The sequence below is a fragment of the Kutzneria chonburiensis genome (assembly GCF_028622115.1).
GTDB classification, from domain to species: Bacteria; Actinomycetota; Actinomycetes; order Mycobacteriales; family Pseudonocardiaceae; genus Kutzneria; species Kutzneria chonburiensis.
The window spans coordinates 8,567,501-8,581,243 of sequence record NZ_CP097263.1 but is presented as its reverse complement, the minus strand read 5'-3'; the positions used below and the strand labels follow the sequence as shown (position 1 = coordinate 8,581,243).

Annotated in this window: 11 protein-coding genes and 2 rRNA genes (1 of these 13 running past the window's edge); 4 read left to right on the top strand and 9 right to left on the bottom strand. The window is 67.5% G+C overall.

The annotated features are described in order from the left end of the window. Positions 1-7: 7 nt before the first annotated feature. A complete protein-coding gene (locus tag M3Q35_RS40065; RefSeq protein WP_273937776.1) occupies positions 8-742 on the top strand; it encodes a DUF4191 domain-containing protein in 735 nt (244 codons plus the stop codon). 73 nt (positions 743-815) lie between these two features. Here the strand turns inward: M3Q35_RS40065 and M3Q35_RS40060 are convergent, their stop codons facing one another. Continuing rightward, positions 816-1,280, bottom strand: coding sequence for an RDD family protein (locus M3Q35_RS40060; protein WP_273937775.1), 465 nt, complete (start codon positions 1,278-1,280; stop codon positions 816-818). Positions 1,281-1,464: 184 nt separating this feature from the next. Here M3Q35_RS40060 and glnA point away from each other — a divergent pair, with 184 nt between their 5' ends. The 3 genes from glnA to M3Q35_RS40045 all read left to right on the top strand — a co-directional run bounded on the left by glnA (position 1,465) and on the right by M3Q35_RS40045 (position 3,618). Beyond that, entirely contained in the window at positions 1,465-2,889 is a 1,425-nt protein-coding gene (gene glnA / locus M3Q35_RS40055; RefSeq protein ID WP_273937774.1) for a type I glutamate--ammonia ligase, read from the top strand. 166 nt (positions 2,890-3,055) lie between these two features. Further along, the gene (locus M3Q35_RS40050; RefSeq protein WP_273937773.1) at positions 3,056-3,352 is read left to right on the top strand and encodes an Imm32 family immunity protein; all 297 of its coding nucleotides are present in this window, start codon (positions 3,056-3,058) and stop codon (positions 3,350-3,352) included. Positions 3,353-3,390: 38 nt separating this feature from the next. Further along, entirely contained in the window at positions 3,391-3,618 is a 228-nt protein-coding gene (locus M3Q35_RS40045; protein WP_273937772.1) for a hypothetical protein, read from the top strand. A 42-nt stretch (positions 3,619-3,660) separates the two neighbouring features. On the opposite strand, the gene M3Q35_RS40040 is transcribed toward M3Q35_RS40045, so the two are convergent. The 8 genes from M3Q35_RS40040 to M3Q35_RS40005 form a co-directional block, all read right to left on the bottom strand. Continuing rightward, positions 3,661-4,590, bottom strand: coding sequence for an NADP-dependent oxidoreductase (locus M3Q35_RS40040; RefSeq protein ID WP_273937771.1), 930 nt, complete (start codon positions 4,588-4,590; stop codon positions 3,661-3,663). Positions 4,591-4,608: 18 nt separating this feature from the next. Next, positions 4,609-7,545 carry a bifunctional [glutamine synthetase] adenylyltransferase/[glutamine synthetase]-adenylyl-L-tyrosine phosphorylase gene (locus tag M3Q35_RS40035; protein WP_273937770.1) on the bottom strand — a complete coding sequence of 979 codons (2,937 nt, stop codon included), beginning with the start codon at positions 7,543-7,545 and terminating at the stop codon, positions 4,609-4,611. A gap of 45 nt (positions 7,546-7,590) precedes the next feature. Then, on the bottom strand, positions 7,591-7,815 hold the full coding sequence (locus M3Q35_RS40030; protein ID WP_273937769.1) for a hypothetical protein: 225 nt from the start codon (positions 7,813-7,815) through the stop codon (positions 7,591-7,593). Further along, positions 7,812-8,945 carry an inorganic phosphate transporter gene (locus tag M3Q35_RS40025; protein ID WP_273937768.1) on the bottom strand — a complete coding sequence of 378 codons (1,134 nt, stop codon included), beginning with the start codon at positions 8,943-8,945 and terminating at the stop codon, positions 7,812-7,814. The genes M3Q35_RS40030 and M3Q35_RS40025 overlap by 4 nt, the downstream gene beginning before the upstream one ends. Positions 8,946-9,055: 110 nt before the next feature. Beyond that, positions 9,056-9,802 (bottom strand): type 1 glutamine amidotransferase, encoded by a 747-nt coding sequence (locus M3Q35_RS40020; RefSeq protein WP_273944655.1) that lies wholly within the window; start codon positions 9,800-9,802, stop codon positions 9,056-9,058. A gap of 254 nt (positions 9,803-10,056) precedes the next feature. After that, the gene (locus M3Q35_RS40015; protein ID WP_273937767.1) at positions 10,057-10,920 is read right to left on the bottom strand and encodes a GNAT family N-acetyltransferase; all 864 of its coding nucleotides are present in this window, start codon (positions 10,918-10,920) and stop codon (positions 10,057-10,059) included. 105 nt (positions 10,921-11,025) lie between these two features. Beyond that, positions 11,026-11,142: ribosomal RNA gene (gene rrf, locus M3Q35_RS40010) — 5S ribosomal RNA — on the bottom strand. A 103-nt stretch (positions 11,143-11,245) separates the two neighbouring features. Continuing rightward, positions 11,246-13,743 (bottom strand): 23S ribosomal RNA (locus M3Q35_RS40005) (it continues 616 nt past the right edge of the window).

The following is a 13,743-nucleotide window of genomic DNA, read 5'->3' as shown; positions in this document are numbered from 1 at the left end:
TGGACACATGGCTGGTAAGCAGGAGGACAAGGCGGCCGCCAAGGAGGCGTCGCGGGCCAAGCGCGCGGAGTCGCGGGCTCGGCGCGGTCAGATCTTCGAGGCGTTCAAGATGCAGCGTCGCGAGGACAAGGCCCTGGTGCCGCTCATGGCCGCGGCACTGGTCGGGGTGGCCGCCGCCGCGTTCCTGATCGGCCTGATCTGGGACATGCAGTGGCTGTTCCTCGGCCCCGGCGTCGTGCTCGGCGCGCTGGCCGCCGTGCTGCTGTTCGGACGGCGCGTCTCGCGCAACGTCTACAGCAAGGCGGAGGGTCAGAGTGGCGCGGCCGCGTGGGCCCTGGACAACCTGCGCGGCGGCAATTGGCGGGTCACCCAGGCGGTGGCCGGCACCACGCAGTTCGACGCCGTGCACCGCGTGCTCGGCCGTCCCGGCGTCATCCTGGTCGGCGAGGGCGCGCCGCACCGGGTGAAGAACCTGCTCGCGCAGGAGAAGAAGCGGCTGGCCCGGGTCGTCGGCAGCACACCGATCTACGACTTCATCGTCGGCAACGGCGAGGGCGAGGTGCCGCTGCGCAAGCTCCAGCAGCACATGATGAAGCTGCCCAAGAACATCTCGAACGCCGACGTTGACCGGCTCGAGAAGGGCATGGCCGCGCTGGCCAGCCGCGGTGCCGCGCTGCCCAAGGGCCCGCTGCCCGCCGGCGCCAAGATGCGCAACGTGCAGCGCGCCATGCGCCGCCGGTGAAGACACCCAGCTGACACGAAAGAGGACTTGGTGGCGTGAGACGCCACCAAGTCCTCTTTCGTTATGGAGGAGCTCAGCGCATGCGGACCACGACCGTGCCGACCAGACGGTCATGCAGGCCGCGGTAGTCGTAGTCCCAGATCACGACCGGGATGATCAGCCCGACCAGGAACGTGCGCAGCAGTGCCCGCGGCACGCCGACCATGGCGGAGCCGTCGATGCGGGCGACGCGCACGCCCATCGCGTACATGCCGGGCGTGAAGCCGAAGAAGGACACCGCGACCACGCCGATCAGGAACCAGGTCAGGAGGCTCCAGTTCCGCGGCAGGTCGGGCATGGTGAACAGGCCGGTGATGAGACCGGCCAGCACGCAGTCGATGAGCATGGCCACGGCCCGCCGGGCGGTCGACGGGATCGAGCCGACGCCGGTCTCGGGCAGCCCGAAGCGCTCGCCGCGGTAGCGGTGAGCCGAGTCACCGCCGCCCGGCTCCATGGCCGCGCGCGGCCCGGACATCCACGAACCGGTCCACCTGTTCACCCCTCCAGGGTAAGGCCGCGGTCACAGCCCGGCGATGACGAGGGGGAGGACTACCCTTTCCGCGGTCTCGTTAACACCCGCGAAACACCCGGGTGACTGACGGGCAACACCGCCCACCTAGTTTCGTCACGAAAACAGCCGGCGACGTGCCGGGACGGGCTACGAGCCGAAGGAGCCAACGAGGGTGTTCACCAATCCCGACGAGGTCCTGCGCTTCATCTCCGACGAGGAAGTGAAGTTCGTCGACGTCAGGTTCAGCGACCTGCCAGGCATCATGCAGCACTTCACCGTGCCGGCGGCGTCGTTCGACGCGGATGCCATCGCCGAGGGGCTGGCCTTCGACGGCTCGTCGGTGCGCGGGTTCCAGCAGATCCACGAGTCGGACATGCTGCTGCTGCCCGACCTGGCCACCGCGCGGATCGACCCGTTCCGCATCGAGAAGACCCTCATCGTCAACTTCTTCGTGCACGACCCGCTGACCCGCGAGGCCTACAGCCGCGACCCGCGCAACATCGCGCGCAAGGCCGAGCTGTTCATCGCCGAGAACGGCGTCGCGGACCAGGCGTTCTTCGGTGCCGAGGCGGAGTTCTACCTGTTCGACTCGGTGCGCTTCGACAGCGCCGAGAACGCCTCCTTCCACGAGATCGACTCCATCGCCGGCTGGTGGAACACCGGTCGTGACGAGGAGGGCGGCAACCAGGGTTACAAGGTCAAGTTCAAGGGCGGCTACTTCCCGGTCTCGCCGACCGACCACTTCGCCGACCTGCGCGACAAGATCACCCTGAACCTGATCGACTCCGGCTTCACCGTCGAGCGGGCCCACCACGAGGTCGGCACCGCCGGTCAGGCCGAGATCAACTACAAGTTCAACTCGCTGCTGCACGCGGCCGACGACCTGCAGCTGTTCAAGTACATCGTCAAGAACACGGCGTGGCAGGCCGGCAAGACCGCGACCTTCATGCCCAAGCCGCTGTTCGGCGACAACGGCTCCGGCATGCACTGCCACCAGTCGCTGTGGAAGGACGGCGCGCCGCTGTTCTACGACGAGTCCGGCTACGGCGGCCTGTCCGACACCGCGCGCCACTACATCGGCGGCCTGCTGCACCACGCGCCGAGCCTGCTGGCCTTCACCAACCCGACGGTGAACTCCTACCACCGCCTTGTCCCCGGCTTCGAGGCCCCGGTCAACCTGGTGTACTCGCAGCGCAACCGCTCCGCGTGCATCCGGATCCCGATCACCGGCAACAACCCGAAGGCCAAGCGGGTCGAGTTCCGCTGCCCCGACTCGTCGGGCAACCCGTACCTGGCCTTCGCCTCGATGCTGATGGCCGGCCTCGACGGCATCAAGAACAAGATCGAGCCGCCGGCCCCGGTCGACAAGGACCTCTACGAGCTTCCCCCCGAGGAGGCCCGCGAGGTCGCGCAGGTGCCGGCGTCGCTGGGCGAGGTGCTGGACAACCTCGAGCGCGACCACGACTTCCTGCTCGAGGGCGGCGTGTTCACGCCGGACGTGATCGAGACCTGGATCGCGCTCAAGCGTGAGAACGAGATCGACCCGCTGCGGCTGCGCCCGCACCCGTACGAGTTCGCGCTGTACTACGACGTGTGATCGAAGGCGGGTTCACCCCGCCGGAGCTTGACGTCGCGCAGAAGCCGGGTCCGTCTCGACGGGCCCGGCTTTTGCTTACGACATAAGGGAAAAAGTGACACAGGCGTAACAAGGCGACCGGCGCGGTCGGGTTGGATGAACAGCAGGTGCTGCTGGAGGTGGCGAGATGGCCGAACCCATTCCCGTTGAGTCCACGCGCGAGGTGGTCGTCGCCGTTCCGGTCTACGACGCGGTGCACGGCCTGAGCCGGACCTGGCCGCAGAACTACCGGCTGAACTTCGACGTCACGCCGCACGGCGAGGTGGTCATCCGCGGCGACAAGGCCGGCCTGCGTGGCCTGGCCGTGCAGCTGCTGGCGCTGGCCGAACCGGACGTGCCGGACCGCTATCACCACCGGATCGACGACTTCATGCTCGAGGTCGACCGTGGCTCGTCACCGGTGCGGATCGAGCAGGCAGGCTGACAGCAGGGCGTTTCGGGTGACCCTCTAGTGTCACGCCCGTGGCCGAGAATGACACCAACCTGCTGTCCACCCACTACTTCGACTCCGCCGCCGAGGCGGCCGAGGCGGTGCGCGCCGCAGACCTGCTCGGTCTGGGCGTCGCGCTGGCCAACCGGCTCGTCCCGGACACCGACTCCGACGACGGCTCGTTCGTCGAGGAGTGGGTGGTCGACGTCTTCGCCAGCGTTCCCGAGGCGGAGACCGACGACGAGGCCGAGGTGGCCTGAACCGCTCGAGGTGGGGCGTGACCGCACGCCCCACCCCAGCGCTCAGACCGTGATCACGACCTTGCCGCGCACATGGCCGCCCTCGACCAGGCGCTGCGCGTCGGCCGACTCGGCCAGCGGGAACACCTTCTCGATGACCACCGTGATCTCACCCGATGCGGTGAGCTCCCCCAGCCAGGACAGCTGCTCGCTGTTCGGCTTCACGAACACGTACTGACCGCCCAGCTCGCGGACCTTGGCGTCGATGATCGAGCCGATACGGGCCGGATCGCGGACCAGCTTGGGCGACACGCTCAGCGCCTCGCCGCCGACCAGGTCCAGCACCGCGTCGACCTTGCCGTCGCCGCCCAGCAGCGCCGCCACCCGGTCCTCGAGGCCGTCGCCGTAGGTCACCGGCTCCGCGCCGAGCGAGCGCAGGAAGTCGTGGTTGCGCTCCGACGCCGTGCCGATGACCCGCGAAGCGCCGAGCGCCCGTGCGATCTGCACGGCCAGGTGACCGACGCCGCCGGCCGCGGCGTGCACCAGCACGGTGTCGCCCTCGCCGACGCCGACCTTCTTCAGCAGCTGCAACGCCGTCAGCCCGGCCAGCGGCAGCGCCGCCGCCTGCTCGAACGTGATGCCGGCCGGCTTGTGGGCCAGGCCCCGCTCCGGCGCGGCCACCAGCTCGGCGAACGTGCCGTTCTGCACGTGGTCCTTGCGCAGGTAGCCGAACACCTCGTCGCCGGGCGCGTAGCCGTCGGCCGCCGGGCCGACCGCGACGACCACGCCGGCGGCGTCCCAGCCCTGGATGAGCGGGAAGTGGTGCGGCAGCGCGCCCTGCACGTAGCCCTCGCGGATCTTGTAGTCCACCGGGTTCACGCTGGCCGCCTTCACGGCCACCAGCACCTGGTCCGGGCCGACCAGCGGGTCCGGCAGCTCCTGGAGTGACAGCACCCCCGCGTCGCCGAACTCGTTCTGCGCGATCGCCTTCACAACAACCTCCGCTGCTCGTCACTGCCCGTCGTAGAAGATCCGCTCCACCACACTGCGCGCCCGACGGGTGGTACGCCGGTAGTCGTCCAGGAATTCCCCCGGATCGGTGCCCTGCGGGTACCCCATCGCGGCCGCCACGGATGCGAGCTCACGCCCCGATGTTGGCACCTGGTCGGTCGGCTTGCCCCGCACCAGCGTCACAGCGTTACGTGCCCTGGTCGCCATCAGCCACGCCGAGGTCAGCGCCTCCGCGTCGGCCTCGGTGATCAGGCCCTGTTCGGTGGCGAAGGCCAGGCCCTCCAGCGTGGACGTGGTGCGCAGCTCCGGCCGGTCGCCGGCGTGTTGGAGCTGGAGCAGCTGCACCGTCCACTCGATGTCGGCCAGCCCGCCGCGGCCCAGCTTGGTGTGCGTGGTCGGATCCGCGCCGCGGGGCAGCCGCTCGGCGTCGACCCGGGCCTTGATCCGCCGGATCTCCCGCACCATCGCCGGGTCAAGCCCGCCGGCCGGATAGCGGACGGGGTCGACCATCTCGCAGAACCGCCGGCCGAGGTCCTCGTCGCCGGCCACGTTGCTGGCCCGCAGCAGCGCCTGCGCCTCCCACACCTCGGACCACTGCGCGTAGTAGGCCTGGTAGGAACTCAAGGTCCGGGCCAGCGGCCCGTTGCGGCCTTCGGGGCGGAGATCGGCGTCGACCACGAGCGGCGGATCCTGGCTCGGGGCGGCGAGCAGTCGTCGAACCGCCTCGGCGATGCCGTTGGCGTACTTGACGGCTTCGGCTTCGGTGGCGCCGTTGCGCGGTTCGCACACGAACAGCACGTCGGCGTCCGAGCCGTAGCCGAGCTCACGGCCGCCGAGCCGACCCATGCCGACCACCGCGATCGTCGCCGGCGGCGCCGTCCCGTCGGCGGACCGCAAGGCCACATCCAGCGCGGACTGCAACACCGCCAACCACACACCGGACAGCGCCGCGCACACCTCTTCGACCTTGATCAGCCCGAGCAGGTCGGCGCAGGCGACGCGCAGCAGCTCGTGCCGGCGCAACGACCGCGCCGCCGCGACGGCCTGCGTGAGATCAGCGTGTCGGCCGACGGCGCTGCGCAGCGAGCCCGCGACCTCGACGGGATTTCGGTGCGCCAGCGACGCCGTTTCGGACAGCAGCCGCAGCACCTCCGGCGCCCGCACGAGCAGGTCCGGCACCAGCTTCGACGTGCTCAGCACGACCGCGAGCCGCTCGACCACGGCACCCTCGTCCCGCAGCAGCCGCAGGTACCAGGGCGTATCGGCCAGCGCCTCGGACACCCGCCGATACGCCAGCAGGCCGCCGTCCGGATCGGGTGTGTTGGCCAGCAGGTCGAGCAACACCGGCAGCAACGTCATCTGGATCGCCGCGCGCCGCGAGACCCCGGACGTCAACGCCTCGATGTGTCGGAGCGCGCCGTCTGGCGCGGTGTAGCCGAGGGCGGCGAGGCGGGCCGTGGCTTCCTTGGTCGTCAGCCGCATGCCCTCGGTCGGCACGCGGGCGACGGATTCCAGCAGTGGCCGGTAGAACAGCTTCTCGTGCAGGCGACGCACCCGGTTGCCGTGCCGGCGGAACTCGGCCAGCAGCACATCCGCCGCCGCACGCCGGCCGTCCGGGTACAGCCCGGCCGAGCGCGCCAGCCAGCGCAGGCCCGAACGGTCGTCGTCGGCCGGGAACGTGTGCGTCCGCCGCAGCCGCTGCAACTGGAGCCGGTGCTCCAGCGTGCGCAGGAACCGGTACGACTCGGCCAATCCAGCCGCGTCGGCCCGGCCGACGTAGCCGCCGGAGCCCAGGGCGGCCAATGCCGCCATGGTCGTGGGCGAGCGCAGTGCCTCGTCCGACCGGCCGTGCACGAGTTGCAGCAGCTGCACCGCGAATTCGACGTCTCGCAGCCCGCCGCGGCCGAGCTTCAGCTCCCGCTCGGCGATGTCCTTCGGCACGTGGTCCTCGACGCGGCGGCGCATGGCCTGCACGTCGACGACGAAGTTCTCCCGTCCGGCCGCCGTCCACACCATCGGCGCCAGCGCCTCGACGTAGCGGCGGCCGACCTCCGCGTCGCCGGCGACCGGCCGCGCCTTGAGCAGCGCCTGGAACTCCCAGGTGCGGGCCCAGCGCTTGTAGTACGCGATGTGGCCGTCCAGGCTCCGGACCAGCGCGCCGGCCTTTCCCTCCGGGCGCAGCGCCGCGTCCACCTCGAAGCAGGCCTCGCCGGCGATGCGCATCATCGAGCTGGCCAGCCGGGTCGCCGTCGACAGGTCGTCGTCGTTGTCGATCACGAAGACCACGTCGACGTCGCTGACGTAGTTGAGCTCGCGGCCACCGCACTTGCCCATGGCGATCACGGCCAGCGTGGACGGCTTGTCGACCTGCTTCGCCGCCAGTGCGAGGGATGCGCGCAGCGCGGCGTCGGCCAGATCGGACAGCTGCTCCGCCACCTGCTCGTAGCCGAGCTCGGCGATCTCCGGCTGCACCAGGTGCCCCAGGTCGGCGGCCGCGATGTCCAGCAGCAGCCCCCGATAGGCCCGGCGCAGCTGCCGGACGTCGCCCTCTTCGACCGTACGCAGCAGATGCGCGGTGTAGTCGTGGTCCGGCGCGGCTTCCGAGCTCAGCCGCCGCCACTCGTCGGGATTGGCGATCACGAAGTCGCCCAACGCGGTCGACGAGCCCAGCACGGCGATCAGCCGGCCGCGGAACGCGCCGTCGGTGCTCAGCGCCTCGGCGATGGCCGGCCATTGCCCGCCGGCGGCCTCGCGCAGCCGATCGAGGCTCTGCAGCGCCAGGTCCGGGTCGGGACTACGCGACAAGGCGCCGAGCACGAGCTCGGCGCCTTCGACCGGACCGCCACGCCACCAGCCGCCGGCGTGCAGGATGTCTTCGGCCCGTGGATCGGTGAGCCCGAACCTGGCCGGCGAGAACGTGGACCGTGGATCTGTCATGACGGGCCCAACCGTAGTCCTCCCGGCTGGAGCCCCGTCACCTCGCTAACGGGCGACGATCAAGAACAGGCCGTAGAGCACCACGGCCGAGCACGCCGTGAAACACACGAGCGCGAGCGTCAGGCCGGCGGCGCCGGAGCCACCCTGGGCCCGGGCCGCCACTCGCTGCGAGACGCCGCGGATGCCGGTGGCGAACAACGCCACCACCGCGGCCACCGACACCAGGCCGACGATGAACACTTCACCGAGCGCCGCCCAGTTCACGCTCATGCCGCCACCTTGATCGGCTCGTCGACCACGATCTCGTCGTTGACGACGCTGTCCGGGGTGACCGGCCGGCGGCGCGAGGCCAGGTAGATGCCGGTCGCGACGGCAATGCCGATGACCGCCACGACGATGACGCCGGCCGTGCCGGTGCTGGCGATCGAACTGGCGATGGCGCCTACCACGGCCGCCGCCGGCAGCGTCAGCACCCAGGCCAGGACCATGCGGCCCGCGGTGCTCCACTTGACGTTGGACGCCCGCCGGCCGAGGCCGCCGCCCAGGATGCTGCCGGACACGACGTGCGTCGTGGACAGGGCGAAGCCGAGGTGCGAGGACGTGAGGATCACCGCCGCCGCGCTGGTCTGCGCCGCGAAGCCCTGGGGGCCGTCGATCGTGGTCAGGCCCTTGCCCAGGGTCTGGGTGATGCGCCAGCCGCCGAAGTACGTGCCGAGCGCGATCGCCGTGCCGGCGCTGACGATCACCCACACCGGCGGGCCGGCGTTGGCCGGCAGCGCACCCGCGGTGATCAGCGTCAGCGTGATCACGCCCATCGTCTTCTGGGCGTCGTTCGTGCCGTGGGCCAGCGAGACCAGGCCGGCCGAGACGATCTGGCCGACCCGGAAGCCCGAGGACACCACCTTGCGGTCGGCCGACCGGGTCAGGCGGTAGGTCAGGAAGGTGGCGGCCATCGCGATCAGACCGGCGATCAGCGGCGAGGCGACCGCCGGGATCAGCACCTTCTCGACGACCTTGCCGAAGTGCACCGCGTCGGCGCCCGAGGCGATCCAGGTGGCGCCGATCAGGCCGCCGAACAGTGCGTGCGAGGAGCTGGAGGGCAGGCCGACCAGCCAGGTCAGGAGGTTCCAGACGATGGCGCCGACCAGTCCGGCGAACACCACCGCGGGAGTGATCTTGAGGTCGTCCACGATGCCGCCGGAGATGGTCTTGGCGACCTCGACCGAGAGGAAGGCGCCGACCAGGTTCAGCACTGCGGACATGGCGACGGCGACTCGTGGTCGCAGGGCGCCGGTCGCGATCGAGGTGGCCATCGCGTTGGCCGTGTCGTGGAAGCCGTTAGTGAAATCGAAGGCCAGCGCCGTCAGCACAACAACGGCCACCAGTAGGGGGACGTCCACCAATTCCTCCGGCGGTGGGCAACTATGTGTAGAACGCTACCCCACCGTCGGATGGGGTGACAGACGACCAGCTGGGCGTCATACCGGCAACGTACAGTGACGGCGCGTTATCACACCAGTGGCAGCGTTCTCACACTCCCCAGGGCCGGCTCCAGCTCGCCCGCACTGAGCTGCACGAACCGACGCGCAAACGGTTGCCAGGCTTCGGCCAGGGTGACGTGCGCCTCCACCAGGAAGTCCGGCTCCAGCTGACCAGGTCGGGCCAGCGCCGCCTCTTCGGGTGCCAGGGATGCCCACTTCAGCACGATTTCCGGCGTCGTCTCGATATGGAATTGCACGCCGTAGGCCACCGAACCGACCCGGAATGCCTGATTCGGGTAGCGCGGCGAGGACGCCAGCAGTTCCGCGCCGGGCGGCAGCAGCACGATCTCGTCGTGGTGGAACTGGAGCACGTCCGGCGTCAGCGGCAGCTCCGCGAACAACGGATCCCGCGCCGCCGTGTCCCTCTTCGCGACCAGCAGCACCCCCACCTCCGGGCCTTGCGCACCCCGCCGCACCTGGCCGCCCGTCGCCACCGCCAGCAGTTGCGCCCCCAGGCACACGGCCATCGTCGGCACCTTCGTCGCCACTGCCTTCGACAGCAGCAGCCGCACCTCCGCCAGCCAGGGGTGTTCGGCGTCGTCCAGCGCCCCCATCTCCCCGCCGAGGCACACGACCCCTTGGTACCCGTCCAGCGGCGGCAGCCCGTCCCGCCCCGGCATCACGATGTCGAGTTCCGCACCGGCGTCCGTGAGCCAGTCCCCCAGCCGGCCGACGGGATCGTGTTCGGACGGCTGGATGACGAGCAGGCGAGGCAGAGTCACGCCACTGAGCCTAATCCCGCTTCCCGCCACGCCAAGACCACGCCTTGGCAGCGGCGTCAGATCGGCAACGAAGGCGAACGCGCGCCGACACCCTGGCCCCGCGCGGTAGCGGCCCGTTGCGCCGGCGGTCCGAAGGCCATGACCGCGGTCGCCGTGCACGCCGACGATCAAGCAGCGCAGGGAAGAAGTCGAGACCGGTTGCGGAGACAGGCGACGGCGCGCGGTGGGGTCGGTGCCGACCCGCGGGGTCAGGTCGGCTGGTCGAAGGCGACTTCGGCGTAGTCGGCAACGGGGCGGAAGCCGATGCGCTGGTAGACGCCGTTGGAGGTTGGATTGGCGAGGTCGGTGTAAAGCAAAACCTCGGTGGCGCCGGCGGAAAGGGCCCAACTGGCGGCGGCAGCGGTGGCGGCTGCCGCATAGCCGTGCTGGCGATGGGCGGGAGGGGTGTAGACGGGACCGATACGAGAAGCGCCGGCGTTGGGGAACTTGGCGCAAGCAGTGCTGACGGGAACGCCATCGACCTCCCAGATGACATAGCCGGCACCCAAGGTCAACAGGCGGTGAGCGCCATCGCGAGCGTCGGCGAAAGTGCTGGGGCGGTGGGCGTTGGCCTCGGAAGAGAAGGCGACCCAGTGCTCGGCGAGCAGGTCGAGGTCGGCCTCGGAGGCCAAGCGGGCACGGCCTTCTACTTGGGGGACAAGGAGATCGCCCAGGCGGTAGAGGCGAAGATCGAGGATGGGCCGGACGGTCCGAGAGGTGGCGGCAGCCCAGGTCGGGGCGAAGGCATCGACGACATCCCGCGGACCCATGACGGAGTCGAGCTCGGGGTGAGCGGCGAGAAGTTCCTTGGTGAGCAAGGAGACACCGTCAGGTCGGATGCCGCTGAGGGCCATCGGCCAAGGAGGAGTCCGAAGCGCGGCACCGAGCAGCGAGCCGGTGGTGTCGTCGTGCAGTGTGACGAACACAGGCGGCGCGGCGTCGGGCTGGGGAGCGTCAACCAGCGCGTGGATCACGCTGAGCGCAGTGGTGTGCTTGGCCGGCTCGGCCTCGTACAGATCCTGTGCCACGGCCCAGAAGTCGGCGACGTCGTCGTAGAACCTGGTCTCCTCCATGCCGCCACTGTGCCTCGGCGCTGGGCTGGACCGCGAGCGGTTTTTGGCCAGAAATAGGGAAAGCCCCCAGACCTGCGATGCAGATCTGGGGGGCTCCCAAATTTTGTCCGGCGGCGTCCTACTCTCCCACACCCTCACGAGTGCAGTACCATCGGCGCTGGAGGGCTTAGCTTCCGGGTTCGGAATGGGACCGGGCGTTTCCCCTCCGCTAACACCACCGAAACACTATGAAGATAACCCACAGACCACAACCACAGACCCACACAGGTCCAGGTCATGCCTGATTGGTTCCCTCAGAACCACACAGTGGATGCGAAGCGTCTTTGTAGACAAGCCCTCGGCCTATTAGTACCAGTCAACTCCACCCATTACTGAGCTTCCATCTCTGGCCTATCAACCCCATCGTCTATAGGAGGCCTTACCCTCTCAAGGAGGTAGGAGATCTCATCTTGGAACAAGCTTCCCGCTTAGATGCTTTCAGCGGTTATCTCTCCCGAACGTAGCCAACCAGCCATGCCCCTGGCGGGACAACTGGCACACCAGAGGTCCGTCCATCCCGGTCCTCTCGTACTAGGGACAGCCTTCCTCAAATCTCCAACGCGCACGGCGGATAGGGACCGAACTGTCTCACGACGTTCTAAACCCAGCTCGCGTACCGCTTTAATGGGCGAACAGCCCAACCCTTGGGACCTACTCCAGCCCCAGGATGCGACGAGCCGACATCGAGGTGCCAAACCATGCCGTCGATATGGACTCTTGGGCAAGATCAGCCTGTTATCCCCGGGGTACCTTTTATCCGTTGAGCGACCACGCTTCCACAAGCCATGGCCGGATCACTAGTTCCGACTTTCGTCCCTGCTCGACCCGTCAGTCTCACAGTCAAGCCCCCTTGTGCACTTGCACTCAACACCTGATTGCCAACCAGGCTGAGGGAACCTTTGAGCGCCTCCGTTACCCTTTGGGAGGCAACCGCCCCAGTTAAACTACCCACCAGGCACTGTCCCTGAACCGGATCACGGTCCGAGGTTAGACACCCAGAACGACCAGAGTGGTATTTCAACGACGACTCCACCAGCACTGGCGTGCCAGCTTCACAGTCTCCCACCTATCCTACACAAGCCGAACCGAGCACCAATACCAAGCTATAGTAAAGGTCCCGGGGTCTTTCCGTCCTGCCGCGCGTAACGAGCATCTTTACTCGTAATGCAATTTCACCGGGCCTGTGGTTGAGACAGTCGAGAAGTCGTTACGCCATTCGTGCAGGTCGGAACTTACCCGACAAGGAATTTCGCTACCTTAGGATGGTTATAGTTACCACCGCCGTTTACTGGCGCTTAAGTTCTCAGCTTCGCCCCGAAGGACTAACCGGTCCCCTTAACGTTCCAGCACCGGGCAGGCGTCAGTCCATATACATCGTCTTACGACTTCGCATGGACCTGTGTTTTTAGTAAACAGTCGCTTCTCGCTGCTCTCTGCGGCCGAAAAACCCTAGCCCGCAAGGGGCTTCAAGTCCCTCGGCCCCCTTCTCCCGAAGTTACGGGGGCATTTTGCCGAGTTCCTTAACCACAGTTCACCCGAACGCCTCGGTATTCTCTACCTGACCACCTGTGTCGGTTTGGGGTACGGGCCGCATAAACACTCGCTAGAGGCTTTTCTCGACAGCATAGGATCACTCTACTTCGCCTCAATCGGCTACGCATCACGTCTCAGCCTTAACGTCAGGACGGATTTGCCTACCCTGACAGCCTACACGCTTACACCAGTATTACCACTGACTGGCGGAGCTACCTTCCTGCGTCACCCCATCGCTTGACTACTACTAGATCGGATCCCGCGCAATTATTGCTTCCTCCGAAGATTCCACAACTCTCGGGCGGTTAGCATCACTAGCCTCACCATGGACGCGTTTACACGGGTACGGGAATATCAACCCGTTGTCCATCGACTACGCCTGTCGGCCTCGCCTTAGGTCCCGACTTACCCTGGGCGGATTAGCCTGGCCCAGGAACCCTTGGTCATCCGGCGGACGAGTTTCTCACTCGTCATTCGCTACTCATGCCTGCATTCTCACTCGTGTAGTGTCCACGGCTAGGTTCCCCTGCCGCTTCATCCCCCACACGACGCTCCCCTACCCATCCACACGACTGCACACGCTCCAAAGAACGCGCGGATCAATGCGTGAATGACACAGCTTCGGCGGTGTGCTTAAGCCCCGCTACATTGTCGGCGCAGGACCACTTGACCAGTGAGCTATTACGCACTCTTTAAAGGGTGGCTGCTTCTAAGCCAACCTCCTGGTTGTCTGGGCGACCCCACATCCTTTCCCACTTAGCACACACTTTGGGGCCTTAGCTGGTGTTCTGGGCTGTTTCCCTCTCGACTACGAACCTTATCGCCCGCAGTCTCACTGCCGCGCTCTCACGTAATGGTATTCGGAGTTTGGTTGACTTCAGTAAGCTTGTAGGCCCCCTAGGCCATCCAGTGCTCTACCCCCACCACGAAACACGCGACGCTGCACCTAAATGCATTTCGGGGAGAACCAGCTATCACGGAGTTTGATTGGCCTTTCACCCCTAACCACAGCTCATCCCCCAGGTTTTCAACCCTGGTGGGTTCGGGCCTCCACACGGTCTTACCCGCGCTTCACCCTGGCCATGGCTAGATCACTCCGCTTCGGGTCTAGAGCACGCGACTAAAACGCCCTATTCGGACTCGCTTTCGCTACGGCTACCCCACACAGGTTAACCTCGCCACGTACCACTAACTCGCAGGCTCATTCTTCAAAAGGCACGCCATCACCCCTGCAAAGGAGGCTCTGACGGA